At 68.0% G+C, this 25,485-nt stretch carries 24 protein-coding genes; 13 read left to right on the forward strand and 11 right to left on the reverse strand.

Translation table 11 applies throughout. The features are described 5' to 3' along the window. Positions 1-326: 326 nt before the first annotated feature. Entirely contained in the window at positions 327-1,601 is a 1,275-nt protein-coding gene (locus ACPXYO_RS11335; protein WP_423920381.1) for an acyl-CoA dehydrogenase family protein, read from the reverse strand. Between the two features lie 92 nt (positions 1,602-1,693). Between ACPXYO_RS11335 and ACPXYO_RS11340 the strand changes: the two genes are divergently transcribed. From ACPXYO_RS11340 to ACPXYO_RS11355, 4 genes are all read left to right on the forward strand, one after another. After that, a complete protein-coding gene (locus ACPXYO_RS11340) occupies positions 1,694-1,984 on the forward strand; it encodes a hypothetical protein (protein WP_423920384.1) in 291 nt (96 codons plus the stop codon). 92 nt (positions 1,985-2,076) lie between these two features. Beyond that, positions 2,077-2,343 carry a cupin domain-containing protein gene (locus tag ACPXYO_RS11345; protein ID WP_423920386.1) on the forward strand — a complete coding sequence of 89 codons (267 nt, stop codon included), beginning with the start codon at positions 2,077-2,079 and terminating at the stop codon, positions 2,341-2,343. 116 nt (positions 2,344-2,459) lie between these two features. Beyond that, positions 2,460-3,428 carry a hypothetical protein gene (locus ACPXYO_RS11350; protein ID WP_423920388.1) on the forward strand — a complete coding sequence of 323 codons (969 nt, stop codon included), beginning with the start codon at positions 2,460-2,462 and terminating at the stop codon, positions 3,426-3,428. Continuing rightward, positions 3,418-5,103 carry a DNA polymerase Y family protein gene (locus tag ACPXYO_RS11355; RefSeq protein WP_423920391.1) on the forward strand — a complete coding sequence of 562 codons (1,686 nt, stop codon included), beginning with the start codon at positions 3,418-3,420 and terminating at the stop codon, positions 5,101-5,103. Before ACPXYO_RS11350 ends, ACPXYO_RS11355 begins: the two co-directional genes overlap by 11 nt. 45 nt (positions 5,104-5,148) lie before the next feature. Here ACPXYO_RS11355 and ACPXYO_RS11360 read toward each other — a convergent pair whose 3' ends face one another. From ACPXYO_RS11360 to ACPXYO_RS11380, 5 genes are all read right to left on the reverse strand, one after another. Further along, complete coding sequence (locus ACPXYO_RS11360; protein WP_423920394.1) at positions 5,149-6,492, reverse strand: M15 family metallopeptidase; 1,344 nt, start codon at positions 6,490-6,492, stop codon at positions 5,149-5,151. A 208-nt stretch (positions 6,493-6,700) separates the two neighbouring features. Beyond that, positions 6,701-7,552 carry a fumarylacetoacetate hydrolase family protein gene (locus ACPXYO_RS11365; RefSeq protein WP_423920397.1) on the reverse strand — a complete coding sequence of 284 codons (852 nt, stop codon included), beginning with the start codon at positions 7,550-7,552 and terminating at the stop codon, positions 6,701-6,703. A gap of 70 nt (positions 7,553-7,622) precedes the next feature. Beyond that, complete coding sequence (locus ACPXYO_RS11370; protein WP_423920400.1) at positions 7,623-8,132, reverse strand: hypothetical protein; 510 nt, start codon at positions 8,130-8,132, stop codon at positions 7,623-7,625. Then, on the reverse strand, positions 8,129-9,640 hold the full coding sequence (locus tag ACPXYO_RS11375) for an amidase (RefSeq protein WP_423920402.1): 1,512 nt from the start codon (positions 9,638-9,640) through the stop codon (positions 8,129-8,131). The genes ACPXYO_RS11370 and ACPXYO_RS11375 overlap by 4 nt, the downstream gene beginning before the upstream one ends. Positions 9,641-9,650: 10 nt before the next feature. Continuing rightward, a complete protein-coding gene (locus ACPXYO_RS11380) occupies positions 9,651-11,147 on the reverse strand; it encodes an amidase (protein ID WP_423920405.1) in 1,497 nt (498 codons plus the stop codon). A gap of 142 nt (positions 11,148-11,289) precedes the next feature. On the opposite strand from ACPXYO_RS11380, the gene ACPXYO_RS11385 reads away from it, so the two are divergent. The 3 genes from ACPXYO_RS11385 (at position 11,290) to ACPXYO_RS11395 (ending at position 15,292) form a co-directional block, all read left to right on the forward strand. Next, entirely contained in the window at positions 11,290-14,805 is a 3,516-nt protein-coding gene (locus tag ACPXYO_RS11385) for an error-prone DNA polymerase (protein ID WP_423920408.1), read from the forward strand. Positions 14,806-14,881: 76 nt separating this feature from the next. Then, positions 14,882-15,034, forward strand: a complete 153-nt coding sequence (locus tag ACPXYO_RS11390) for a hypothetical protein (protein WP_423920411.1) — start codon at positions 14,882-14,884, stop codon at positions 15,032-15,034. Between the two features lie 51 nt (positions 15,035-15,085). After that, positions 15,086-15,292 carry a hypothetical protein gene (locus ACPXYO_RS11395; protein WP_423920414.1) on the forward strand — a complete coding sequence of 69 codons (207 nt, stop codon included), beginning with the start codon at positions 15,086-15,088 and terminating at the stop codon, positions 15,290-15,292. Between the two features lie 15 nt (positions 15,293-15,307). Here the strand turns inward: ACPXYO_RS11395 and ACPXYO_RS11400 are convergent, their stop codons facing one another. Next, positions 15,308-16,345, reverse strand: a complete 1,038-nt coding sequence (locus ACPXYO_RS11400; RefSeq protein ID WP_423920417.1) for a hypothetical protein — start codon at positions 16,343-16,345, stop codon at positions 15,308-15,310. Positions 16,346-16,439: 94 nt separating this feature from the next. On the opposite strand from ACPXYO_RS11400, the gene ACPXYO_RS11405 reads away from it, so the two are divergent. The 5 genes from ACPXYO_RS11405 (at position 16,440) to ACPXYO_RS11425 (ending at position 21,459) form a co-directional block, all read left to right on the forward strand. Next, on the forward strand, positions 16,440-17,111 hold the full coding sequence (locus ACPXYO_RS11405; protein ID WP_423920420.1) for a TlpA family protein disulfide reductase: 672 nt from the start codon (positions 16,440-16,442) through the stop codon (positions 17,109-17,111). A gap of 354 nt (positions 17,112-17,465) precedes the next feature. After that, a complete protein-coding gene (locus tag ACPXYO_RS11410; protein ID WP_423920422.1) occupies positions 17,466-18,695 on the forward strand; it encodes a magnesium transporter in 1,230 nt (409 codons plus the stop codon). Positions 18,696-18,896: 201 nt separating this feature from the next. Next, entirely contained in the window at positions 18,897-20,120 is a 1,224-nt protein-coding gene (locus tag ACPXYO_RS11415; protein WP_423920425.1) for a potassium channel family protein, read from the forward strand. Between the two features lie 56 nt (positions 20,121-20,176). Next, positions 20,177-21,034 carry a PIG-L family deacetylase gene (locus ACPXYO_RS11420; protein ID WP_423920427.1) on the forward strand — a complete coding sequence of 286 codons (858 nt, stop codon included), beginning with the start codon at positions 20,177-20,179 and terminating at the stop codon, positions 21,032-21,034. Further along, entirely contained in the window at positions 21,031-21,459 is a 429-nt protein-coding gene (locus tag ACPXYO_RS11425) for an SCP2 sterol-binding domain-containing protein (RefSeq protein ID WP_423920430.1), read from the forward strand. The genes ACPXYO_RS11420 and ACPXYO_RS11425 overlap by 4 nt, the downstream gene beginning before the upstream one ends. Here ACPXYO_RS11425 and ACPXYO_RS11430 read toward each other — a convergent pair. From ACPXYO_RS11430 to ACPXYO_RS11445, 4 genes are all read right to left on the reverse strand, one after another. Beyond that, positions 21,417-22,262 carry a ChbG/HpnK family deacetylase gene (locus tag ACPXYO_RS11430; protein ID WP_423920433.1) on the reverse strand — a complete coding sequence of 282 codons (846 nt, stop codon included), beginning with the start codon at positions 22,260-22,262 and terminating at the stop codon, positions 21,417-21,419. The two genes, ACPXYO_RS11425 and ACPXYO_RS11430, sit on opposite strands and share 43 nt — an antisense overlap. Before the next feature lie 9 nt (positions 22,263-22,271). Then, the gene (locus tag ACPXYO_RS11435) at positions 22,272-23,015 is read right to left on the reverse strand and encodes a thermonuclease family protein (protein ID WP_423920436.1); all 744 of its coding nucleotides are present in this window, start codon (positions 23,013-23,015) and stop codon (positions 22,272-22,274) included. Then, positions 22,967-24,163, reverse strand: a complete 1,197-nt coding sequence (locus tag ACPXYO_RS11440; RefSeq protein ID WP_423920439.1) for a steroid 3-ketoacyl-CoA thiolase — start codon at positions 24,161-24,163, stop codon at positions 22,967-22,969. The genes ACPXYO_RS11435 and ACPXYO_RS11440 overlap by 49 nt, the downstream gene beginning before the upstream one ends. 73 nt (positions 24,164-24,236) lie before the next feature. Then, on the reverse strand, positions 24,237-24,407 hold the full coding sequence (locus ACPXYO_RS11445; protein ID WP_423920441.1) for a hypothetical protein: 171 nt from the start codon (positions 24,405-24,407) through the stop codon (positions 24,237-24,239). 65 nt (positions 24,408-24,472) lie between these two features. On the opposite strand from ACPXYO_RS11445, the gene ACPXYO_RS11450 reads away from it, so the two are divergent. Beyond that, positions 24,473-25,459: an LLM class F420-dependent oxidoreductase gene (locus ACPXYO_RS11450; RefSeq protein WP_423920444.1), complete on the forward strand. Its 987-nt coding sequence runs from the start codon at positions 24,473-24,475 to the stop codon at positions 25,457-25,459. The last annotated feature ends 26 nt before the right edge of the window (positions 25,460-25,485 follow it).

Below are 25,485 nucleotides of genomic sequence, written 5' to 3' on the forward strand. Positions count from 1 at the left end.
GTCAGAGGCCACGGGCTTCACTCCAAGAGGGCTTCAGGGCCTTGGCAGGCCCACAACAGCTCGCTGCCGCACAGCACCACGCCGGGACTCGAACTGACATTGACTGAATGACGCATGAACGATAGCGCATGTAAACATGTATTTAATTCACATTTGCAGGCCGCAGATACTCTGGTCACCAACGCCCGTCGGGGAGCACATCCAAGAGCGCTGTGACCTCGCACGATGGGCACAACTCGGCGACGCCGAGAGAGAACCGCTCAGACAGCCGTCCTAGGCGGTTGGGAAAGTCGTTAGGGGGCTGCTGTCAGCGGCGGCCGTGTTGACTATTCGGCGCGCTGAGTGCCGACCTTCAGCTCGCGGAACGGGCTGGTCGTGTCGATGCCGGGCTCCTTGGGCAGCCCCAGCACGCGCTCGCCCACGATGTTGCGCATCACCTCGTCCGAGCCCCCGGCGATGCGCATGGCGGGGAAGCCCAGCACGTATCCGGCCCACGAGAACGTGCCCCACTCGCCGGTATCGACCGCCAGCTTTTCCCCCAGCGTGTTGCTCACGAAGTTGCAGGTGGCGTTCATCTGGCGGATCAGCCCCATCTTCGACAGCGACATCTCTGGCCCAGGCGTGCGGCCGGCGCGCAGCGCATCCATCGTGCGCTGGTTCGACCAGCCCAGCACCTTGCCGTGGGTGTAGATCTCGGCGAGCTTCTGGCGGGTCAAGGCGTCGCTGCTCACGCCGTAGTGGGTGGCCATGGCGGCAAGCTTGGTGAAGCTGCCGCCGCCGCCGGACCCTCCGCCGATCGCCGCGCGCTCGTTCATGAGCGTCGTCAGCGCCACACCCCAGCCCTGGTTCACGTCGCCAAGGCGGTGGCTGTCGGGCACCCGCACGTCGGTGAAGTACACCTCGTTGAAGTTCGCCCCGCCGGTCATCTGCCGCAGCGGCCGCACGTCCACGCCGGGTGCGTTCATGTCCACGATGAACCCGGTCAGGCCCTGGTGCTTGGGCAGATCGAAGTCGGAACGGGCGATCACCTCGCCGATCTCGGAATAGTGCGCGCCCGAGGTCCAGACCTTCTGGCCGTTGAGGATCCATTCCTCTCCGTCGCGGTCGGCCCGCATCTGCAGGCTGGCCAGGTCGGATCCCGCACCCGGCTCGGAGAACAGTTGGCAGCCCACGATGTCGGCTCGGAACATCTTGGGCAGCACGTCAGCAGACACCTCAGGATTGGCGTGCGCCAGGATCGTGGGGGCCACCATGCCTAGGCCGATGCCGAAGAAGCCGCCGTCGGGTGTGTCGAACTGGCTCTCGAGCTGGCCCCAGATGCGCTCGTACTTGCGGGGCAGGCCGCTGCCACCCAACTCCGTCGGCCCGCCGATCCAGCCATAGCCGGCGTCGAACTTGGTGGCTCGCCACGCCTTCGCCTGGTCAAGTTCCTGCCGCTCGCGCTCGTGGTCGATCTCTTCGAAGAGCGCTGCATTGTCGGGTCCCACGCCCCAGACGAACTCGCGCCGTTCGGCCTTGCGCTTGGCATTGGCCTCGAGGAACGCTGTTGCCTCGGCGGTGAACTGTTCCTCGGTGATCTCGGCGGTGTTGGCAGCGGCCATGTCGGGCTCCTGTTTCGTAGGAAGAACTGCGGGGGAAGTCCGGCTTGCGAGCGGCCCCAAGCTAGTGGTTTGTCTCGCTACGCTCATCGGCCATGGGTCAGCCCGTTCGAGTAGCAGAGCGACCATCCACCGCACGTCCGGGCACGGTGCGCTTCGAGACCGACCGTCCGCTGACGGGGGCGGGCCACCGCTACTACAACAGCGCCGACGATGCGGCCAGCGCCGAGGACCCGGCCGACCTGCTGGCGTGGCGCCTGTTCCAGCGCGGTGGCGTCGACCACGTACACGTCTACGGCAATGTGGCCACGATCGACATCTCGCGGGGCCACACCTCAGACGGCATCACCGAACTCATCGAAGAGCTGTTTGCCCACTACCGCTAGCTCGCTAGCGGTAGCAATGGACACGGCGCTAGCTCGCTAGCGGTAGCGACAAGCTCGGCCGCTAGCGACGCCCGAGGGCTACCGTTGCGGCCATGACTGAGGACGAGTTTCGTACTGAGCTCGCGGCGCGTGGCTATGGCGAGCCGCGCAGTTTCGTGTTCCCGCCCGATGCCGACGGGGAGTTTCACAGCCACGAGTTCTCGGCGATGGTGATGGTCACCGAGGGCGAGTTTCGTCTGGGGTTTGAAGACGAGATCCGAGTCTTCGAAGCAGGGGAGTGGTGCGAGGTTCCGGCCGGCACGGTGCACCTCGAGCAGGCTGGCCCGATCGGCGCCACGATCTTGGCCGGCACGAAGTAGTCCGGCGCGAAGTAGCCCGGCCGGACCGTCCCGCCGTCTGCAGCCAGCGAGCGGGCCTTCGAAGAGGCTCGCAAGGAAAGCAGCTTCGGAAACGATTGTTCGTCTAGTCTGTCGCGATGGCAGTGCAGCTGCGTGACACAGCCGACTCTTGTGGGGTCGGCGCATTGGGCACAGCCGGCCCTCGTGGGGTCGGCGCATTGGGCACAGCCGGCCCTCGTGGGGTCGGCGCATTGGGCACAGCCGGCCCTCGTGGGGTCGGTGCGTTGGACCTAGCACGTGTTGCAGACATCAGGCACGATGAGCGGCTGCTGCCCGTCGCCGACGAGCTCGCCTCGCTGCTGACTCAGCCGGGGCTCGTTCCCGGATCGGTGCTGGCCGCTCAGGGTCCCGGGGCGTTGACCTTGGCAACGGCTTTCGCGGCAGAGGTCTCACGCACGGGCGGATGGGTGACCGCTGTCGGGCTGGGACGCATGGGCGTGTCGGCAGTGGCCGAGCGAGGGGCGTCGCTGGACCGGTGGGCGTTCGTGGACGAACCCGGCGACGCCGCAGCCGAAGTGCTGAACGCCCTGATCGGCAACGTCGACGTGGTCTTGCTGGCCGCCGGCGTGCGGCTGGCGACCGCTCACAGCCGGCGCCTGCGTGCCCGCCTACGGGAGCGGGGGACCGTGGTGATCGAGGTCACCGAGGAGAAGACAGCCGGCCCTCGTGGGGTCGGCGCATTCAGCTCAGCCGGCCCTCGTGGGGCTGGCGCATTCAGTCCAGACGTGACCCTGACGGTGGAACGTGCCGCGTGGACCGGTCTCGGGCAAGGTCATGGACGGTTGCGGGAGCGGCGGGCCGAGGTGGTCGCTGCGGGCCGCGGCGCGGCGTCGCTGCCGCGGCGGGCCGTCCTGTGGCTGCCCGATGCCGACGGCCGCATCACCGGGGTCCGCGGTGCCATTGACACTGTCTCCTGGCCTGCCTCTTCCTGGCCTGCCTCGGCCGATTCCTCCCAGACCGGCATCTCGGCGGCTGGCATCTCGGCGGCTGGCATCTCGGGAACCGGCACCGATGTGGTCGTCCCTTTGCAGCGCCGTGCGGGATAACCGAGCTCACCTCGCCGACATCCCACCGCGGATGCTGGTGGTGGAGGTCGAGCACTGGTCTGCGATCGCGGCGGGACTCGACCCGGCCACGCCTGCAGCGGTGGTGTCTGCCGGGCGGATCACCGCGCTGACGCCCGCTGCCGCCGCGGCCGGGGTACGCACGGGGATGCGCCGCCGTCAGGCCCAGTCCGAGTGTCCCGCCTTGGAGCTGGTCGAGCGTGACCCCGATCTCGACGCTCGACGCTTCGTTCCCGTAGTCACTGCGCTGGAAGACCTGACGCCAAGGGTCGAAGTGCTGGCACCTGGATGCTGCGTCGTCGCCACTCGAGGCCCGTCGCGCTACTACGGCGGCGACGAGGCCTTGGCCGAGCTGGTGCGCCAGACCGTCGCCGGGGTGCTGGTCGATGCACAGACTGACGTACCTGCCAACACAACCATCCGTGTCGGCATCGCTGACGGCTTGTTCGCCGCCGGTCTTGCCGCCCGGTTGGCATCGGCCCGAGATCCATCAACGCAGGTGATGGTGGTGCCTGCGGGCGCCAGTGCAGCCTTCCTCAGCCGGCTGTCGCAGCGAACACTGGCCGGAGCGTTCTCGCCGCTGGGAGACGACCCTGACGCAGCCGCCGACTTCACCGATGTGCTCAGGCGGCTGGGCTTGCGCACCTTGGGCGACGTGGCGGCCCTGCCTGTCACCGACCTCATCGGCAGGTTCGGCACACAGGGCGAGTGGGCGCACCGGCTGGCCAGCGGGCGTGATTTCCGGCTGAGCCAACCTGCCGCTGCGGGGCCTGAGCTCAGCGTCGAAACCGAGATCGATCCGCCAGCGGACCGGCTCGACACGGTGGCATTCATGGCGAAGTCCCTGGCAGATCAGCTTGATGCCCAGCTGACCCGGCTCGGCCAAGCGCTGGTGTGCGTGGAGATCAGCGCCGAGACCGAGCACGGCGAGACTTCCAGCAGGCGGTGGCGTCACGGGTTCCGTTTCAGCCCGCCCGATGTGGTCGACCGTGTGCGCTGGCAGCTCGATGGCTGGCGCAGCGACAATCGCAGCCGACCCAGCGGCCGTATCTCGCTCATCGGGCTGGCAGTGGCCGAGACAGCTCCCGATGAAGGGCGCCAGCTCGGCTTCTGGGGCGGTCAGTCCGAGGCTGACGAGCGGGCCGAGCGAGCCATGGGTCGGGTACAGGCGCTGGTGGGCTTCGACGGGGTCACCGTGGGCCGCCTGGGCTCCGGCCGCCGCTTTGCCGATCTCGAACAGCGCCTCCCGTTCGGCACCACTGGCCAAGCCGAAACTGCATCGAACACAGCCGGCCCTCGTGGGGCCGGCGCATCAAGCACAGCCAGCACAGCACCCCCATGGCCGGGACGGCTGGGTGTACCGGCCCCTGCTGAGGTGCTGGCTGAGCCCGAGCCGCTCGCGGTGCTCGATGCGAACGGCGAGCCGGTGGGTGTGAGCGGCAGGGCACAGGTCAGCGCACCTCCCGCCGTGCTGCGCCGAGCAGATGGGCGCGCCAGCGCCATCACGGCATGGGCAGGACCCTGGCCGCTGGACGAACGCTGGTGGAGCTCCCGATCACGACGCCAGGCACGATTCCAGTTAGTGCTTGACGATGGCACCGCTCATCTCTGCGCTGTCGAAGGCAGCCGCTGGCAGCGCGAAGCCACCTACGACTGAGCCCACGAGCGCAGCGACGCCGAAGCCACATGCAACCTTGCCAGGTCAGTTGCCGTTGGTGGACCAGTGCCAGGGCTCGCTGGGCAGGTTGTACAGGCCATACGTCTTTGCGTTGGCCTTCAGCCACCTGAATGCTGTCGATTTGCGGCTGCCGATCGAGCGGCCGTTGTGCCGGAAGTCGATGGCGAGGCCGCGCTCGTGCATGGATCGACCGGGCCGGGCGGTGGGCGGGCGGCACTGGTAGGCCGGTTTCTGGTAGATCGCCCACTGGCTTGTGCCGCAGTGCGCCCGGCGCAGCAAGATCTGCGAGGCAGCGCTGCGATAGCCGCCGCCAGCCAGCCTGATCCCGTCGCCGGCAGCGTGCTCCAGCAGGTCCTGCACCTTGTTGGCGATCGACACGTGCACTCGGATGCCGCCCACCCAAGCGAGATCGCTGGCAGGAATGTTGTTGCTGGTGGGCTGCCCGACGGTGCCTTCGAGCTCCCGGCGCCTCCGCTCCTCCGCTTCGCGCCGACGTCGTTCCTCTTCTGCCTTGCGACGTTTCAGCTCCGACTCGATGCGCCTTTGCTCGGAGATGGCACTGGCGACACGGTCGGCCGTCTCGGCGACGTCTGCAGCAGCGGCATCGTTCCACTCCTGCAGCGCCTGCTGCTCGTACAGCAAGTTCTCGAACTCGTGCTCGAGTTGCGCGAGCACGATCGCCTCTAGTTCCACGACGTCGAGCAGATCCTCCAGCGCCCGTTCGGACTCCACGCGGCGGATGTCTCGAAGTTCCTCGGCGCGCTGGAATTCGCGCACTGCCAGCTCTGCATCGATCGTGAGCGCCCGCAACTGGTCAGCGGTCTCGTTCAGGTCGCCAAGCGCCGCGCCGATCAGCACGCGGATGCGGGCGGCGTCGTAAATGTCACCGGTGCGCACCAAGCCGTAGGAACCCTCGACCGAAGCGTCGTGCCCGATATAGGTCTGCACGATGAGATCGATGACCCGCTGGCCCAGCTCGTCGTGCTGGGCATCGAGCGAAATGACCCGCCCGATCGCAGCCTCCACCGACGCCTCCGCAGCAGCGAGGGCCAACTCGGCCCGGTCGAGATCGGCCCGCTGCTCGTTCACCAGCAGCTTCAGCTGGTCGAAGGCCTCCAGCACCTCGTTGACATCAGCCTGCGCCAGGTCAACCGCGCCGATCTTCGCAAGCAGCTCCGCCTGGGCCTCATCGCGGATGCGCCGCTCCTCGGCGAGTTGAGCTTCCAGCTCCTTTTGCTGCTGTTCCAGCTGCTCCTGGCGCTTCTTCAGCTCAGCGTCAGACGGCTGGGACTGCGCGCCGGTACCGGCGATCGGCACAACGCTCACCACGAGGGCAAACGCGAACGCCGCCAAACAGCGGCGTGCCACCCCTCGGTGTGACAGTCGCCGTAAACCTCGCAACGGGAGCGTCCTTGCTGAAGCCGGCGCAGGCCAGCTTCGTCGTCGAGTCATGGCCGTCGCGGGCGACGACAGGAACCTCCGGCCCAAGGTACCGATGAGCGGTCGGCTGTGGGTGTCGCCCGGCGAATTCTCAGGCTGATCTCATGCGGCGTGGGTCAGGTCGGGCCGCGTGGGATTATTCGTCGATCACCTGATTGCGCAGGACGCCGATTCCAGGGACCTCAAAGGCGATCTCGTCGCCGGACTTCAGCCAGCGCGGCGGCTCGTGCGACCCGCCGGTGCCTTCGGGTGAGCCTGTGGCAATGACGTCGCCAGGTTCGAGCGGCATCACCCTTGACATGTAAGCGATGATCTCGCCGACCGAGAAGATCATTTCGCCGACGCCGGCCCGCTGTCGTTCCTCGCCGTTCACACGGCAGATGACTTCCAGCGCCGCAGGGTCGGCGATCTCGTCAGCGGTGGTGATCCACGGACCCATGGAACCGGAGCGGAAGAAGTTCTTGCCCGCCGCCACGCTGTGGCGCTGCCAGTCGCGCACCGAGCCGTCATTCAGCACCGAGTAGCCACCGACGTGGTCGAGCGCATCCGCGATGTCGATGTGACGGCCCGCCCGCCCGATGATCACCGCCAGCTCCACCTCGTAGTCGAACTGGATCGACACCGACGGCCTGACGAGATTGTCGCCGTGGGCGACGAGGGTGCCGGGAGGCTTGTTGAAGTAGACGGGCTGCGCCGGGGCCTGCACGTTGCCGCCCAGCGGGTACTTCTTGTGATAGTTCGCCCCGGCACACAGCAGGCGGGCGCCGGGATCGACCGGCACGGCGAACGTGATGTCGTCCCAGGCGTACCCGAGGGGCGCTTGTGCGAGTGCTGCCGTATCAGCCAGGGCGGCGGCGACCGCCTGTCCGATGGTGGTGATCGGCCCGCCGCCCACATCGAGGCCGTCGAGTCGCGCCACGCCATCGGCGGTCGCCAAGCCAATATGGGTAGAGCTTTCCTCGGCAATCCTGTAGCGCAGCAGTCTCACGGCGCGTCACCGTAGTTGTTGACCGCGCCGAATTCGGGGCCGTCAAAGGTGGCTGGGACCCCGGCGAGACTCAGTCGGTCGCCGTGCGGCGCAGCGGTTCGCCACCGGCCGCCCGGATAGTGGTCTCGAAGCCGTCGACGTCGGTTCCGCTCACGTGTCCGGTCCAAGGCTCGCCGACGCCCGTGTCGTCCACCGGCGGCTCGACGGTGACTTCCACCCGCGGGCTGTCCGTGCGCAGCACCAAGGTGGCGTCGGTACCGGTCTGCCAGCGGGCGACGATGACGGCCCGGCGGAAGCTGATGTCTGCCAGAACGAGCCCCTCGTCGGTGGCTGCCAGCAGGCGTTGCACGTTGAACAGCAGTTGGTGAGCGACCACCGCGGCCACAATCAGCAGCCAGCCGATGCCCCATGAAATCGCCAGGGCGGCGCCGAGAGCGAATGCGACAACCCGGACGGTCATGACGCGCCGGTGTGCCCGGGCGGTCTCGGCATCGGTGACCACCACCGCGCTGCGCACCCTCACGCCGGCCTCGCCGAGCAGCTCCACTGCTCGGGCGAGCGCCCGCTCTGGGGGACTCACGGCAGTTCCAGCGGCAGGTCGCCGAGAGGGATGAGGCCGCCGGCATCAGCGATCTGCTGGGCGATGGCCAGCAAGATCTGCTCATTGCCGTGCCCGGCGTGCAACTGCACCCCCAGCGGCAGGCCGTCGGGGTCATGTGCAGTCGGCAGCGAGATGGCCGGCTGCCCGCTCACGTTCGCCTGGTTCACGAATGGCGCCAGGTCAGCGATGCGCCGGGCGCCGTCGAGCGGATCGGACAGGTAGCCGAGCGGCGGTGTGACATCAGCCAGCACGGGCGTGAGCAGCAGGTCCCAGCGACTGTGGCCCGGCGTCCCCGGTCGGCCGAACGGGCTGGGGTCCCAGAACGACATGACGCGCCTGCGCCAGCGGGCGAGCTCTTCGAGTGCCTGCACATAGGCGGAGGCGGGCAACGACCTGCCCAGTTCGGCCGACCACCAATTGGCCGGCTCGATGTCGTCGGCGGTCATCGGGCGGCCGAGCCGTTCTGCCCACCCCGCAACCTCAGTGGCCATGCCGACGGTGCGCACCACGATCATCTGGTCCGCGATGTCAGGGCTGAACCAGCCGTCCGGCGCCGTGTCGGTCTCGATGCGATGGCCCAATCCGTCCAGCAGGCTTGCGACCTGCTCGGTGGCCCGCCGCACCGGTTCGCTCGCACGGTTCGGGATTCCTGTCGACACTGCGATGTGCAGCCGCGGCAACGGGGTCACCAGTGCGTCGGCGAAGGACGCACCCGGCTCCAGCGGGGGAGCGACATATGGATCCCCGGGTGCCGGGCGGCTGATGGCATCGAGGCACCGCGCAGCGTCGCGCACCGTACGGGTGAGCATCCCGTCGACGGCGAAGCCGCCGCGGTGCTCGCCGAGACGTGGTGCGGTCGACACCCGTCCTCTGGTGGGCTTCAATCCCACGAGGCCGCATGCCGCGGCGGGAACACGGATCGAGCCGCCGCCGTCGTTGCCGTGCGCGACCGGCACGATGCCCGCTGCCACGGCGGCCGCCGAGCCGCCGCTGGAACCGCCCGGCGAGCGGGTCAGATCCCACGGGTTCGCCGTCGGGCCATAGGCGGCCGGCTCGGTGGTGATCGTGGTGCCGAACTCTGGCGTGTTCGTGCGCCCCACTGAGATCATGCCTGCGTCGCGCAGCAGTCGGTACAGGTGGCTGTCGAGCGTGCCGCGCCACTCCAGGTCGACGAGGAATCGTGCCCCGGCGTGATGGAATTCGCCCGCTTGCTCGCAGCCGAGGTCCTTGACTGCCATGGGCACGCCGTCGAGCGGCATGTCACCGTGATCGCTGGAAGCATCGCGCCGTTTCGCCCAGCGATGCGACGCCTCGGCAGCTTCGGCCAGCGACCGCTCGGGCCTCGGATGGATCACTGCGTTCAAGGCGGGATTCAGCCGCTCCAGCCGGTCGAGCGCAGCCTGCGTCGCCTCGACCGGATCTGTGTTGCCAGTTGCGAATGCCGCTGCCAGCGCCGTGGCGTCGTGGTCGCGGCGATCAGCAGGCATGTTGGCTGCGTCAGCCAGTCCCCGCCCACACGGGCGGGGTGCGGCCCGCCCATGGGGCCGCCAGCTCGAGCTGGCCGGCCAGCGACAGCAGCATCTCCTCGCTGGCATGTGGGCCCACGAATTGCACGCCCACCGGCAGGCCGCCCGCAGTCCAACCCAGCGGCACCGACATCGCCGGCTGCCCGGCCACGTTCCACTGCGCCGTGAACTGCAGCAGGTCGTTCAGCCGGCCGCGGCCGGTCTCGGGGTTGCGCAGCTCGCCTAGCCTTGGGGGCGGCTCGGTCATGATCGGCGAGACCAGGACGTCATGGTCGCCCCACCATTCGGCCAGCCGCCGAGTCCATGCATGGCACCACTCGACTGCCGACACGTACTGCGAGCCCGCCACGTCCCGGCCCAGTTGCATCAGCGCCCATGTGTCGCCTTCTGTGTCGACGCGCGCCATGGGCCGGCCCAGCGCGGCTTCGAAGCCGGCCAGCATTGCCACGTTGCACGCCGACACGATCGTGCGGAAGTGCTCGAAGAAGTCTTCATGGAACAGCTCGTCGGGTGCCGAGTAGTCGATCTGATGGCCGAGGCTCTCGAGCAGCCGCCCGGCATCTTCGACTGCCTGGCTGCACTCGGGATCCACCGGGCCCCACTCTGAGTGTGCGCACAGACCTACCCGCAGCGTCCGCGGTTCGCGCCCCGCTGCGGACTCAAACGTGCCCGACGGCGGCGGTGCCCAGTAGGGATCGCCCGGCCACGGGCTGCTGATGCCGTCGAGCACGCGGGCGCTGTCGCGCACACTGCGGCTGACCACGCCGTCGACGGTGAACCCGGACCAGCCGTCGCCCGAATCGGGTCCCAGCGAGACCCGCCCCCGATTCGGCTTCAGCCCGAACAGCCCGCAGTTTGCAGCAGGCACGCGAATGGAGCCGCCCCCGTCGTTGGCGTGGGCGATGGGCACGATGCCCCCAGCAACCGCCCCGGCGGACCCGCCGCTGGACCCGCCCGTCGAATGACCGGTGTTCCAGGGGTTGGCGGTGGGGCCGTACGCGAGCGGTTCGGTGGTGATGGTCAGGCCGAACTCGGGCGTGTTCGTCCGTCCGAAGTTGACCAGGCCCAGCTCGGCGAACATGGCGGCGAGGTGAGCGGTGCTCGATGCGGTGTGGCCGGCCTCTTTGAGTGCTGCGTTGCCGGCGTGGTAGGGCTGTCCCTCGGTTGTGCAGGTCAGGTCTTTGGTGAGGAACGGGACACCTGCCAGAGAACCGCCCGCCTCGCCTGCGTCGCGTGCGGCATCGAGCCGTTCAGCCGCTCTGCGTGCGCTGTCGTCGAGTCTCCCGATGATGGCGTTGATCTCGGGGTTCACCCGGTCGGCCCGGGCGATGGCCTCGTCGAGCAATTCGACGGCTGAGGCCTTTCCCGAGGCGAACAGCTCGGCGGTGGCCACGCCGTCGGGCAGGTCTCCGGCTGGTGCGCCAGTAGATGTGCCAGTGGATGCGCCAGTGGGTGATGTCTCAGCCATGGACGCAACGTAGTTCGGTTCGGTCTCGGGGTCATGAGACGCGGTGACCGCGCCGAGGTGGCCGCGCCGAGGCAGGCGAGGCGATAGAACTTCTGTTCTCAGAACTCTTGTTCTGAGAACTTTTGTTCGTTAGTGTGGCGCCGTGGGTTTCACGAATCCGGGAATTTCCTGGCGGGAACTGGAGCGGCGGCTGTCCGACCGGCCACCACCCCACGGCCGGCCCAGTAAGGGCCGGCGCATTGAGCACAGTTATGGCAAGAGCGTCGCTGTCGACGGCGAGCGGTTCGAACTTGCCGCTCGGACGCAAGCCCCGCCTTCGGTGGTGCCGTATGCGGAACTGCACGCTCACTCGAACTTCAGCTTCCTGGACGGGTCGTCGAGCCCGGCTGAGCTGGTGGACGAAGCAGTGCGGCTGGGGCTCGACGCGTTGGCGCTGACCGATCACAACGGGTTCTACGGCGTGGTGCGCTTCGCGGAAGCTGCCGCCGAGGCCGGACTGCCGACGGTGTTCGGTGCTGAGCTGACGCTCGACGCATACGGCGTCACTGAGTTGATGCCCGGCGCTCATGGCGCCGGCGAGCTGATGTCCGGCACTCAGCGCCGAGTACAGCCGCAGCGCACCGGGTGCGCCGACCCTGCGGGATCCCACGTGGTGGTGCTGGCGCGTTCGCCGTCCGGCTACGCCTCGCTGGGCGAGTTGATCTCGGCAGCGCAGATGGCGGGCCGCAAGCACGCCCCGCGCCTCGACACGAGCGAGTTCCTGGCGGCCGCCGCGGCGCACCGCGACGAATGGGCGATCCTCACCGGGCACCGCAAGGGCACCGTCCCCGCAGCACTCATCGCTGAAGGGCCGCGCGCAGCAGCAGCCCAGCTTGACCGGCTCACAGAAGCAGCCGGCCGCCACAACGTCTTCGTCGAGCTGTGGGATCACGGCGACCCGCTCGACAGCGAGCGCAACGACGCATTGGCTTCGGTGGCCATCAGGGCCGGGGTCGAGCCGATCTGCACCAACGGTGTCCACTACGCCACTCCCACAGGGCGGCGGCTGGCCACTGCCGTGGCCGCCGTGCGTGCCCGGCGCAGCCTCGACGAGCTGGATGGATGGCTGCCGCCGTCGGCCACGGCACACCTGCGATCCGGTGCCGAGCAGGCCCGCCGGTTCGCCCGCTGGCCGGGCGTGGTGGCCTCGGCCTCGCAGCTCGGCCGCGACTGCGCGTTCAGCCTGTCGCTGATAGCGCCGAACCTGCCGCCGTATCGGTGTCCCGACGGTCACGACGAGATGTCGTACCTGCGGCATCTCACCTCCCAAGGCGCACTGGAGCGCTACGGCCCCCCAGAGGCCGAACGGGTACCGGGCGCTTGGGCACAGATACGCCACGAGCTCGACCTCATCGACCATCTCGGCTTCGCCGGCTACTTCCTGGTCGTGTCCGACATCGTGTCGTTCTGCGGAAGCCGCGACATCTACTGCCAGGGCCGCGGCTCAGCCTCGAACTCGGCGGTCTGCTACGCGCTCGGCATCACCAATGTCGACTCGGTTGCGCTGGGGCTGCTGTTCGAGCGCTTCCTGTCGCCCGAGCGCGACGGGCCGCCCGACATCGACGTCGACATCGAGAGCGACCGCCGCGAGGAGGCCATCCAGTACGTGTACGAGCGCTACGGCCGCGCCCACACGGCGCAGGTGGCGAACGTCATCACCTACCGGGCGCGCTCGTCGGTGCGTGACATGGCCCGAGCGCTGGGGTGGGAATCCGGCCAGGCCGATGCCTGGTCGAAATCGCTGGACCGGTACAGCCCGTTGCCTTCGGTGACCGGGCCCGACTCCCCTCAGCGCTCGGGCAATCGTCCGCGTGAGCGCGACTGGCGTGACGCGGGGCCCGAGCCAACAGTCGAACAGCCCAGTCGCAACGAGCCCAGTCGCAACGAGCCCAGTCGCAACGAGCCCAGTCGCAACGAGCCCAGCATTCCCGCCGACGTAGCAGAGCTGGCTGCCGCGCTCGAAGGAGCACCGCGCCACTTGGGCATCCACTCAGGCGGCATGGTCATCTGCGATCGGCCGGTGACGCAGGTCTGTCCCACCGAATGGGCGACCATGGTCAACCGCTCGGTGCTGCAGTGGGACAAGGACGACTGCGCAGCGACCGGGCTGGTGAAGTTCGACCTGCTGGGGCTGGGGATGCTGTCGGCCCTGCACTACGCCGTCGACCTGATCGCCGACGCGCACGGCGTCGAGGTGGACCTCAGCATGCTGCCGCAAGAAGACGAGGTGTACGACATGCTCTGCCGGGCCGACAGCATCGGCGTTTTCCAGGTGGAGTCACGTGCCCAGATGGCCACCTTGCCGCGGCTGCGCCCTCGCTGCTTCTACGACTTGGTGGTGGAGGTTGCGCTCATTCGCCCCGGCCCCATCCAGGGCGGCTCGGTGCACCCCTACATCCGGCGGCGCAACGGCACCGAGCCGGTCACTTACCTGCATCCCCTGCTCGAGAACTCGCTGGCCAAGACATTGGGCATCCCGCTGTTCCAGGAGCAGCTCATGCAGATGGCCATCGACGCTGCCGGGTTCACCGCGGCCGAAGCCGACAAGCTGCGCCAGGCCATGGGTGCCAAGCGGTCCCGCGAGCGGATGGGCCGCCTGCGTGAGCGCCTGTTCGAGGGCATGTCCGAACGGGGGCTGGTCGGCGACGTGGCCGAGCGGGTCTGGGAGAAGATGGTTGCCTTCGCCGACTACGGCTTCCCCGAGAGCCATTCGGTGTCGTTCGCCCACTTGGTGTACGCCTCGGCGTGGATCAAGCTGCACTATCCCGCAGCATTCTGCGCTGCGCTCCTGAACGCGCAGCCGATGGGGTTCTACTCGCCGCACTCGCTCTGCCAGGACGCTCGCCGTCATGGCGTGGTGGTGCACACACCTTGCATCAACCTGTCCTCTGAGATGGCCACGCTGGAGCTGTGCGACGCCTCAGCTGGGGGAGTGGCAGTCCGGCTGGGGCTGTCGTCGGTGCGGGGGGTGGGCGACGAGTTTGCCGAGCGGACTGCGGTCGGCGGTCCTTACCGCGATATGGAGGACCTGTGTCGCAGGACCGATGTTGGACTGCGGGCGCTGGAGGCGCTGGCCACCGCTGGGACATTCGACTGCTTCGGGTTGTCGCGGCGCGAAGCACTGTGGACGGCAGGGGCCGTGCATCAAGCACGTGCGGATCGGCTGCCTGGAGTTGTGACCGGGGCATCGCCGCCGCCGCTTGTGCCGATGTCGGGGATCGAGACCGCTGCTGCAGATCTGTGGGCGACAGGTGTTTCTCCCAACGGTCACCCCACGCGATTCCTGCGGGACGGGCTGTCAGCGGCAGGGATCCGCACGGCAGCGGAACTGCTCACGTGCCCACCGGGCAAGATCCGCGTCGCCGGTTTGGTCACGCACCGCCAGCGCCCCATGACGGCTGGGGGCACAACGTTTCTGAATCTTGAGGACGAGACAGGTCTGGTGAACGTAGTGGTATCGAAAGGATGCTGGATGCGGTACCGCTCGGTGGTGAGGGATCTGCCCGCGCTGGTGGTGTCAGGCCGTCTCGAGCGTCATGAGGGTGTGGCGAACGTGATCGCCGAGAGGTTCGAAGCGCTCGATGTGGCTGCTTCGGTAGCAAGCCGCGACTTCAGATAGCTCGTAGACCGAGCAATTGCAGTACGCGGAAATTGGACGCTTGCTCTGTCTCACCCCTTCCTACAGTGGCGAGCTTGTGTGGGAAGTGCTTGACACCCAGGAATACCGGGAATGGCGCGCCTCCCTCTCCGATCTGGACAAGGCAGGCGTCGGCGGGCGCTCTTGGTACAACAAGATGGTCCGCCAGGCCGATGCTCTGTTCGACAGGCACTTGGCAACAAGCTCATGAAGCGGATACGCGCAACATCCGATGACAGCTCTCGGCGCTAGCGTGAACGTGATGGCATTGTTCCGCCGACGCCAACAGCTTGATCTCCGTCCCACGACGGAATGGAACGAGAAGTTCATTCGAGGGCATCCCAATGCCGACCAGCTGTTGGCGGAGGCCGACGACTATTTGGCCCAACGCGAAGCGGAATATGAGCGTGATTCGGAGAGCCGAGCCGAAGCCGAGGCGGCATCGATAGCTGCAGCTCGCAACGACTGACAGCCGTCGGGCAGGTCAGCCGAGCGGTCGGCCGAAGGGCAGCTCTTCCTGCCAGGTCGTCAGGAACGCCTCAGCCCTGTAACACGCGGCCATGAACGGGCCGTCGTCATGGCTGGCGGTCTCCGACATGATCGCATTGACGGTGTCAGCCGTAGCGGCACGCAGGTCCTCATGTGTGAGCGCGGGGTCAGCCCACCACCCCAGCGCCGGCCCGACGGCGGCAACGAAGTCAGCAGCGACCGGGGTGCCAGCGGCGCGCAGCACTGCCAGCGCCTTCGACGACACCGCTGCGGCCGAGAACGCGACCACCGGTGTGGCGCCCGCCGTCGATGCGCCGTTGCCAGACATGGCCGCAGGCTTCGAGCCGCAGAACAGCACGTCGACGTCGTCCTTCCAGACTGTCCACGGCTTTGCCGGCTCGCCATTGCCCGACAGCGTGGCCACGCACATCTCGCCGTCAGCCAGCCAGGCCTCGGCGAGCGTCACCGGGTCGAGCTGGCCGTTCGCACACCCCTTCGCCGTGGCGACACGGACGATGATGGCACCGGCGGCCGCGGCTTCGCGTGCGATGCCGAGACCGGCCGGACCGAATCCCTCGATAGCGATGCGCTTGCCGTCGAGGCCGCCTACGAGGCTGGCCGCCGCCGAAGTGGCACCGACTCCGATGAGCTCGCTGTTGAACGAGATGCCGTCGCGGTCGTCGTTGCCGATGAGATTGCGCTGGTCGTGCGCGAGCGCCGGTGCCAGCAGCTCGGCATCAAGCCGCAGACCCGGCCCGGTCGAGAGTTTGCCGCTGGTGAAATCGTCGGCCAGTTCGGTCGCCAGAGCCTCGACGGCGCCGGCGGCGTCGGACGGGTCGGATTTCAAGCCGACGCTGGCGCCGCTGCGCTGTTGCTCGAGGGTGGCGAATACGTAGGTGATGTGCCGCACCAGCATCGTCGCGTTGCCGGGGATGAGGCGGCTGCCGAGGCGGGTCTCCCCGACGTAATGCTGAGCGCCGGGCAGGTCATAGAGGACGAAGCCGGGTGTCGATTCGAGCTGGCGGGTCTCCACGGGCCAAGTCTGCCATCGGTCGTCCATCAACCCCCGGGCTCGCGTCTCTCGTCCGAGTCGGGCGCCGTCGATGTGGTGCCTAGCCTTGTCGGCTATGCGGCGAGCCTTGATCGGTCTGTGTGCGGTGGCGTTGGCAGCGGCCTGCGGTGGTGGAGAGCCGGCGTTACCCGCTGACACGGCTGCTGGAGCCACGAGCGCACCAGCCACGTCCGCGGCCACGATGTCTGTGGAAGACACGGCATCTGTGGAAGACACGACACCAGGTCCGACGCAAGTGTCCGGCACCGCGCTGCCGAAGTTCGAGCAACTGGAGGACGACCCCGCCGTCGGCCGCACACCGCCGGTCGTGGTTGGCACCGACCTGCTCACCGGCGACGCAGTGCGTATCGAGAGCCAGGGGCGTCCGATCGTCATCGCCTTCTACGCCCACTGGTGCCCGCACTGCCAGGCCGAGGTGGCCGATCTCACGGAGTGGCTGGAGACAAACGAGTTGCCCGCCGGTGTGGATTTCTTCGCAGTCTCTGTGCTCGAAGACTCCACACGCGGCAATCATCCGCCGGAGAAATGGCTGCGCGACAAAGGCTGGCAGCACCCTGTCATGGCCGACACGTCGGCGCTGTCGGTCGTTGATGCATTCGGCCTGGCGTCGGTGCCGTACCTCGTGGCCGTCAATGCGGATAACGCTGTGGTGTTGCGGTTCGCCGGCAATGTCGGGCCGACCGAACTCGCCGCCTTCTTTGCGACCCTGCTCGAACCTTCCGGCTGATTCTCGCTCGACCGCTCATCCCGAACCGACCGCGAGTTCCCGGGGGCCGGGATCACATCTCGCGCGTCGGGTCCTGCGGCTGCCACCCTTTGGCGTATGGCCGAGGGCGATTCCGCGTCGCGCCGCGCCCCGAGGCGCACGAGCAGGCAGACCCGGCGCGCCGCTGCGGGGGCCGGCCGTGGTCTGCTGCGCCCGAGCCGTAAGAGGGCGCGTCGAGCGCCGCGGATTGCACAGACTCATCGGCTGCGCCGGGAGAGTGCCCGGTTCGGCCGCGAGAGCGTCCGGCTGGGCCGCGAGAGCGCTCGGTTCATCGGTCGTGCCGGAGGGCTCGGACAATCCAGGGTGCTCCAGCCGGTGGGCAAGCTGCACCCGTTGGGCTTCCTGCGCGGTCTGCTCGGCCCTGACGTCACCGGCGCCCGCCAGAGCCTCACCGCACTCGCCGTCAGCAGCCTGACTGCCACCGCAGCCGGCGTGCTGCTGGCGGCGGCCACCGGCACACTCGAGCGCCTGCCGGGTCTGCTCGTGCTGGTACCTGCTGCCATCGGCATGCGCGGCGACATCTTCGGCGCACTCGGCAGCCGGCTCGCCACGACAATTCACGCCGGCACCTTCCGCGCCACGGCTCGCAGCGACACCATCGTCGGCCAGAACGTCATTGCCGCGGCCGTGCTGACGCTCGTGACGGCCGTGACGCTCGGCGTGATGACCAAGGTGCTGGCCCCGGTCTTCGGGCTGTCGAACATCATCGGCATCACCGATCTGATCGTGGTGTCGGTCGTCGGGGCCGAGCTGGCATCGGTCGTCGTGCTTGTCGTCACGCTCGGGCTCGCGGCGAGCTCCACTCGGCGCGGATGGGATCTCGACAACGTCAGCGCCCCCCTCATCTCCGCAGTGGGCGACGCCGTGACGCTGCCTGCGCTGTTCCTGGCCAGCTACCTGGTGGGAATCACCGCCCTGACGCCACTCATTGCGGTGGCCAGCGTCATCGGAGCGGTCGCCGCAATGGTCTGGGCGTGGCGGTCAGGACTGGAACAGCTCTGGGCGATCCTGCGCGAGTCGGTACCCGTTCTGAGCGTCGGCGGCCTGGTGCTCATCGTGGCGGGCGTCGTGATCGAGCACCGCCTTGAGGATTTCGTGGAAAAGCGGGCGGTGCTCATCCTGGTGCCCGCTTGCCTCGCAGCTGCGGGCGCCATCGGCGGCATCCTGTCGAGCCGGCTGTCGAGCAAGCTGCATCTCGGAGTCATCGAACCCCGAGCGCTGCCGCAGCGAGGTGCCCGCCTCGACATCCTGTTCGCCTTCACCCTCACCGTTCCGGTATTCGTCCTGAACGGCGTACTTGCCAACGTCTTTGCCTTTGTGTTCTCGATGTCGTCGCCAGGCTTGTTCCGGCTCGTGGCCATCTCGCTGATCGGAGGCATGATCGCCACGGCACTGGCGGGTGCAATCGCCTACTACGGCACGGTCCTCGCCACGCGCGTAGGCGTGGACCCAGACACCTACGGCATCCCACTCGTGAACAGCACGGTCGACCTGGCCGGTGCGGCAGCGCTCGTGCTGGCCGTCAGTTGGGTCGGCCTGTCGTGACAGGCGAGATGCGATCGGCCTGTCGTGACAGGCGAGATGCGATCGGCTGTCACGACCGCATTCCCCGCCCCCATGCCGCTGTGCCTACGCTGTGGGCAGCGGCGCAATCGTGTCCCCAAGTTGAACGGAGCTCGTCGCGCTGCCTGCTGACGATCTGAAATGCGATCAGACCCTGAAGAGAAACCTCGAAATCTGAAGTCCATGCTCTCGGAGGCCAAGGACGCCTCCGAGCTCATGGTCGATTTGGCATACGCCGCGCTCTACTTCGACGACGAGGGCATGGCCGATGCCGTGCTGGGCCTCGAAGAAAATATGTCCAACCTCGTACACGAGATGCGATCGCTGGCGATGTTGGCCGTCCGGCATCCGCGCGAAGTGGACGGCATGAGCTCGGTGCTGCAGGTGGTGTCGTCTATCGAGCAGATCGCGAACGCTGCCGTCGACATCTCCAAGATCGTGCTGCACCACTTGGGCATTCCCCGGGGGCTCATCGTGGATCTGGCGCAGGCCGCCGAAGTCTCGCATCGGCTCGTGGTGGCCGAAGGCAGCCACCTGGCGAACCGGCCGCTGCGCGACATGGAGCTGCCCGTGGCGGTCGGCATGCGCGTGGTTGCCATCCAGCGCGGGCGCCGCTGGCTGACCGATGTGGGCGGCGACAGCATCATCGAACCGGGGGATGTGCTGTTCATGCGCGGCGATCCGGCGGGCATCGTGCGTTTGCGCGAGCTGGCGGCCATGGAGCGCTGGAACCCGCCCGAGCCCGACGCGGCGCCGGTGCTCAGCGATCTCGACCGGGCCGTGGACACGCTCGTCGAGATGAAGAACCTGTCCGAAGCGGCCATCGGGCTGGCCTATTCCGCGCTCGTGCTGGATGACCTGTCGCTCGCCCGCGAGGTGCGATCCATGCAAGAGCGACTCGACGGCATGAAGGTCTCCATGCAGACCTGGGTGCTGCGCGCAGCTGCGGACACAGCCCACGCGGCAGAGGCCGACCCTGCGGGACTGCGCGGCCTGCTGCACGTCGCCGAGGCTGCCGAGGACATCGGCGATCAGGCCCGCAACATCGTGTCCCTCGTGCTCGAAGACGAGGACATACACCCGGTGCTGGCGCTCGCGCTCGGCGACACCGACGATGTCGTGGTCCAGGTGCCGGTGGCGCCCGGGTCAGAGGCCGACGACTCGACGCTTGGGTCGCTCGGGCTCGCGGTGGACCCCGGCTATCACGTGTTGGCCATCCGCCGCGCCGCCAGCTATATCTACAACCCGCCCCGCACGGTGCGGCTGTGGGTCGGCGACGAGCTGATCGCGTCAGGTCCCGAGGAGGGGCGCGATCGTCTTGCTGCGATCTTCGGCTACTCCATGGACATCGATGAGGAAACCGGCCACGTGGAGCTGACCCCGGTAGGTCTTCCGCCGAGATCTTGACGGGCGGCATCCGACGGAGGGTCGGAACGGAGCTGACCTCGATAGGTTGACCGCCGATGTCGCAGGACACTGGACTGTCAATTCTCGCGGTGCACGCCCACCCTGACGACGAAGCGTCGAAGGGGGCAGGCACCATCCGCCGGTACGCCGATGAGGGCATCCGCACGACGCTCGTCTGCTGCACAGGCGGCGAGGAGGGCGAAATCCTCAACCCGGCCATGGACCGACCCGAAGTCACAGAGAACCTGGCCGAGATCCGGCGTGCCGAGCTCGATGCCTCCGCAATGGAGATCGGTTACGACGAGGTGGTCATGCTCGGCTACCGCGACTCGGGCATGCCCGACACGGAACCCAACGCCCACCCTGACGCTTTCGCCAACGCCGACCTCGACGAGGCAGTCGCCAGGCTGGTGACGGTGATCCGGCGAGTTCGCCCGCAGGTCATCCTGACCTACCCGCTGGTGCAGTCCCGTTACCCGCACCCCGACCACCTGCAGGTCACGGCGATTTGTATTCCGGCGTTCGCCCACGCCGGCGAGCCCGCCTGGCGCCCCGAGTGCGGACCGCCCTTCACGCCACTGAAGATGTATGCGCCGCTGTGGTCCCACAAGCGCATGCGCCTCATCCATCAGGCCTTCTTGGACTTGAACCTTGAATCGCCCTTCGACGAGAAATGGCTTGGGCGGCCCAGCCGCGACGACCGCATCACCGCAGTCGTCGAGGTCAACAACGCCGTGCGGCGCAAGGCGCTGCTGGCCCATGCCACCCAGGTCGATCCCAACTCACCGTTCTGGTTCGGCCTGCCCGACGACGTGGCCGACTCCGTCCATCCCTATGAGGAGTACATGCTGCTCGAGTCGCGCATCTCGACCGAGCCCATGGAGAACGACCTGTTCGCCGGGCTGCGCCGGTGAGCTTTCTCGACGAGGAGTTCTTGACGAGCTGGGCCGCAGCCGGCCACGAGCCGCTCGGCGGCGTGTCGGGCACTGTGGTGATGAAGACCGCTGGCGGTCCCGACGGCAAAGTCAGCGCCAGCTTGACCTTCGAATCCGGCGTCCTGAAGTCTGCAGCTCCCGGCACCACCCGGGGCGCCGATCTGACCCTCGAAGCCCCCTGGCAGCTCGCCGCCGACGTGGTCTGCGGCGACGCCGACCCCGCCCCGCACTACATGGCGGGCGATCTCAAGGTCTCCGGCGACATGGCGCTCTGGCTGGAGCTGCTGCCGGCCTGGCGTGCCGCTGGCTCGCTCGGAGCGCCAGCGCTGATTCAGCCAGGGCTGATTCAGATAGGGCTGATTCAGGCAGGGCCGGATCGCTGCAACTGCCGCAGCTCCCGATAGCCGATCAACCGGATCCCGCTGCGCTCGATATGGGTGCGCAGCTCGGCGTTGTCTCGCAGGTGCAGCAGGTCCTCCACACGCGATCCCCAGTCGGCTGTCAGCGACCGCAGCTCCGGCAGGTCCGCCGCCGGCTGGACCTGCAGTTCGGTCAAACCAGGTTCGAGCGAGTCCAGCAGCACCTCGATGCGCCGGTAGCGGCCCATTGTCCCGGGCGCGATGCGCATGACCCGATCCGGGGTCACTACCCCCTCAGACGCGATCAGCTCCTCCACGGGAAAACCCAGTTGCCGCCGAGCCTCCGAAGAGATCAGCCGCACAGGCAGCCCGAACTCGACCGCCAGCTCCAGGTACACGTCGAAGAATTCGGGGCGCACGCTCAGCACATCGAGGTGGCTGTCGAGGTGCGTGACGTCGAAGCCCCACAGGATTGCCCGTTCGATCTGTGCTCGGCATTCCCGCCGGACCTCGTCCAGATCTGCGTGGTCCCACACATCGCCCACCGTGCTCGGCATCCCGCCGTTGCCGTCGAGCAGAGACGGGGCGTAGGTGATCGGCCCCCACCGGTACAACTCGAACTCAGCGTTCAGCGTGAGCGCGACGCCGATGTCCTCGCCCCGGAACCTCGCCGCCGCCTCGCGTGACCACGGGCATGGCACCAGCAGTGTCCCCGTGGTTGCCAGGCCGTCCCGCAGAGCCGCGTACACGCCTTCGTTCATCGCATGGCAGCCGCCGAGTCCAGCCGCGCTGATGATCAGCAGTCTGTCGTCGGGGCCGTATCCGAGCCGCTGGGGCAGCGGTGCCACGCCGACACGCTAACTGGCGCCCTCGAGTTGCTGGTTCGGGCCGCCGCAGTCGACCCAGATTCCTCGACCGGCGGCCCGAGCCGCGGCCTCGGCGGTGTCGAGCACAGCCCGGTGCTGTGTGTTGGGCTCGAAGTGCATGGTGCCGGCGTATCCGTCGAGCACGAGGTAACGATTCACGAACAGCCCATCAGAGGCCCGGTAGACGTAGGCCAGCAGCCGGTCGTACCGGTCGTAGAGCTCCTGGTCGCGCTGCAGGTGCACTTCGGTGCCGGGAGGAAGCAGCTCGGCCGTTCGCAGGGTGGCGGCGTCGCCGCCGCATTCGGCCGGCAGGTAGCCGCCGGTCTTCTCGGGCGTGTCGATGCCGATGAACCGCACCGTTGCGCGGCGCCCGCCGAGATCGACGTCCATCGTGTCGCCGTCGATGACCGTGAGCACGACGGCATTGGGTTCGAGCGCAGGGATTCCCTCGTCGGGCGCAGCGTCGGCGACAACGGACAGTGCAGCAGTGGGGGCCGCAGCATCCGCCGTAGGTTCGGCTTGATCGAAGTACTGCCAGCCGGCCCAAGCGGCTGCACAACCGGCCGCTAGCGCCGCGACACGAACCGAAGTCCGGTCGCGAAATCTGTGACCGGGGGCCCCGGGGCGGGCCCGTCGGCCGACTCGGTAGTCGGCCTCGCCGGGCGGAGGGCTTGCTGGCGCGTCGCTCAGAGTCGCTCGATGATGGTGCCGGTGCCCAGCCCGCCGCCACAGCACATCGTCACGAGTGCCGTGCTGCGGTCGGCCCGGTGCAGCTCGTGCACCGCCTTGGTCAGCAGGATCGCACCAGTTCCACCGAGCGGATGACCCAGCGCGATCGCGCCGCCGTTGGGATTGACGCCGTCCATGTCGGGATTCACTTCGCGTTGCCAGGCCAGGACGACCGATGCGAATGCCTCGTTGATCTCGACGATGTCGATGTCGGACATCTGCAGGCCGTTGCGCTCGAGCAGGTAGTTCGTGGCCTCGATCGGCCCGGTCAGCATGAGCACCGGGTCGCTGCCGACCAGGCAGGTGTCGACGATCCGGGCCAGCGGACGCAGACCCAGCTCAGCGGCCCGACCGGCACGCATCAGCAGCACCGCCCCGGAGCCGTCGCTGATCTGCGAGGAGCTGCCTGCGGTATGCACGCCGCCGTCCATCACCGGCTTGATTCCGGCGAGCCCCTCGGCCGTCGTGGGCCGGATGCCGCCGTCGCGCACGACGTGGCGGATCTCGTCGGTGGGCTTGCCCTCGTCGTCGAGCACGGGCGCATCGATCTCGACGATCTGGGTCCCAAACCGATCCTCTTCCCAGGCACGGGCGGCGTTGTTCTGGCTGCGCAGGCCGAAGGCGTCGCACTCTTCGCGGCTGATGCCCCACTGCTTGGCCATCAGCTCGGCTCCTTGGAACTGTGTCGTGTACTCGTAGTGCTCCTTGTAGCGGGAGGTCGCGGTGCGCTGGCCCTTCTTGTAGCTGGAGCCCATCGGGTTGCGCGTCATCGACTCAACCCCGCATCCGATGGCTGAATCGACCACGCCGCTGCGCACCAGGCCGTACGCCAGCGTGTTGGCCTGCTGGCTCGAACCGCACTGCGCGTCAACAGTGGTGGCGGCCACTGAAAGCGGATAGCCAGCGCCGAGCCACGCGGTGCGCGCAATGTTGGCCGTCTGCTCGCCGGCTTGGCTGACGCAGCCGCCCACGATCTGGCCGATGCTGGCAGGGTCGACGACCTGCGTGCGCTCCATCAACGAGGTCAGGACGTCGCTGAGCAAGTCGGATGGGTGGATGCCGCTCAGGTCGCCGCCACGTCGGCCGACGGGAGAACGAACGGCGTCCACAATGACGATGTCGTCGGGGTGCTGTGTCGCAGGTGCGATGCTCATGGTCGGCACTGTACTTGTGCCTACGCCAGCCCCGCCCAGCGAATTGTCCATCGGTTGCCGGCCGGAACCCGCATCAGGCGGCGTCAAGATCGATTTCCGGCGGGCGCGGCGTGGCGGCCAGTGCGGCGCGTGCCCGAGCCACGCCTTGGAGGCCGACTTGGCGCGTTGCGCGGCTGAGCCGGTGCGGCACCCGACTGGTCGACACCAACCGGAGCTGAGGCCCGAGATCAAGCTGTTCTGCCATGTGCCCAGTGTGGACAGGGGGTGTTACACGAATGCCCGCCGAGCCGCCTCACTAGCCTGCGCGGCGTGACCGATCATCAACACGACTGGCGCTACGGCATCACCGTCCCCTTCGGCGAACCGCTTCACACTCAAGCCGACCTCTACCGCGAGCTTGCCGACCTGGGCTATACCGAGTTCTGGAGCTCTGAAGCCGACGGCACCGACGGCTTCACACCACTGGTGCTGGCCTCGCAATGGGTGCCCGACGTGCGTCTCGGCACCGCCATCATCCCCGCCTTCACCCGTGGCGCGGCACTGCTGGCTCAGCAGACAGCAGCCATGTGCGAGGCCGCACCCGGCCGCTTCGCCATGGGCATCGGCGCCTCCTCCAACGTCATTGTCGAGCGCTGGAACGGCATCCCTTTCGACGAACCCTTCAAGCGCACCCGGGACACCGCCCGGTTCCTGCGACAAGCCCTCACCGGCGAGAGGATCAGCGAGTCCTACGACACCTTCGAGATCCAGGGCTTCCGCCTCGGCCGTCCACCCGAGATCCAGCCCCCGATCCTGCTGGCAGCCCTGCGGCCCGGCATGCTCCGGCTTGCAGGCGCCGAGGGCGACGGCGCCATCATCAACTGGCTCTCGGCGGACGACGTCGCAACCGTCCGGCCGTACGTCGACGAGGGCGGCGACGGCAAGGAAATCGTTGCACGCATCTTCGTGTGCCCCAATCCTGATGCCGACGTCGTGCGCGCAGGATTCCGGCGAGCGATCGCTGCATATCTGAACGTTCCCGTCTATGCCGAGTTCCACCGCTGGCTCGGCCGCGGAGAGCTTCTCGCCGCCATGTGGGAACGCTGGTCCGAGGGCGACCGCAAGGGCGCACTCGAAGTCATCGACGACGACCTCGTCGACGAACTGCTTGTTCACGGCCCTCCGGAGGCGTGCCGGGAGCACATTGACCGCTATCACGCCAACGGCGTTGATGTCTCGGCCATATCGATCATGCCCTTTGGCGGCATCGACCCCGTCCAGGCCGCCCGCGATCTCTCGCCAGCAGCCCGGCGCTAGGCGGGTCGGCCCATCGCGAAGCCGCG

The sequence above is a fragment of the Candidatus Poriferisodalis sp. genome, assembly GCF_965237655.1.
Taxonomy (GTDB): domain Bacteria; phylum Actinomycetota; class Acidimicrobiia; order Acidimicrobiales; family Poriferisodalaceae; genus Poriferisodalis.

Bases quoted from the DNA above. Each gene is read 5' to 3' on its own strand.
- ACPXYO_RS11420 (WP_423920427.1), top strand. From the start codon at position 20,177: ATGTCGCAGGACACTGGACTGTCAATTCTCGCGGTGCACGCCCACCCT.
- ACPXYO_RS11395 (WP_423920414.1), top strand. From the start codon at position 15,086: ATGGCATTGTTCCGCCGACGCCAACAGCTTGATCTCCGTCCCACGACG.
- ACPXYO_RS11375 (WP_423920402.1), bottom strand. From the start codon at position 9,640: ATGCCTGCTGATCGCCGCGACCACGACGCCACGGCGCTGGCAGCGGCA.
- ACPXYO_RS11445 (WP_423920441.1), bottom strand. From the start codon at position 24,407: ATGGCAGAACAGCTTGATCTCGGGCCTCAGCTCCGGTTGGTGTCGACC.
- ACPXYO_RS11345 (WP_423920386.1), top strand. From the start codon at position 2,077: ATGACTGAGGACGAGTTTCGTACTGAGCTCGCGGCGCGTGGCTATGGC.
- ACPXYO_RS11350 (WP_423920388.1), top strand. From the start codon at position 2,460: ATGGCAGTGCAGCTGCGTGACACAGCCGACTCTTGTGGGGTCGGCGCA.
- ACPXYO_RS11340 (WP_423920384.1), top strand. From the start codon at position 1,694: ATGGGTCAGCCCGTTCGAGTAGCAGAGCGACCATCCACCGCACGTCCG.
- ACPXYO_RS11405 (WP_423920420.1), top strand. From the start codon at position 16,440: ATGCGGCGAGCCTTGATCGGTCTGTGTGCGGTGGCGTTGGCAGCGGCC.
- ACPXYO_RS11440 (WP_423920439.1), bottom strand. From the start codon at position 24,163: ATGAGCATCGCACCTGCGACACAGCACCCCGACGACATCGTCATTGTG.
- ACPXYO_RS11335 (WP_423920381.1), bottom strand. From the start codon at position 1,601: ATGGCCGCTGCCAACACCGCCGAGATCACCGAGGAACAGTTCACCGCC.
- ACPXYO_RS11415 (WP_423920425.1), top strand. From the start codon at position 18,897: ATGCTCTCGGAGGCCAAGGACGCCTCCGAGCTCATGGTCGATTTGGCA.
- ACPXYO_RS11380 (WP_423920405.1), bottom strand. From the start codon at position 11,147: ATGGCTGAGACATCACCCACTGGCGCATCCACTGGCACATCTACTGGC.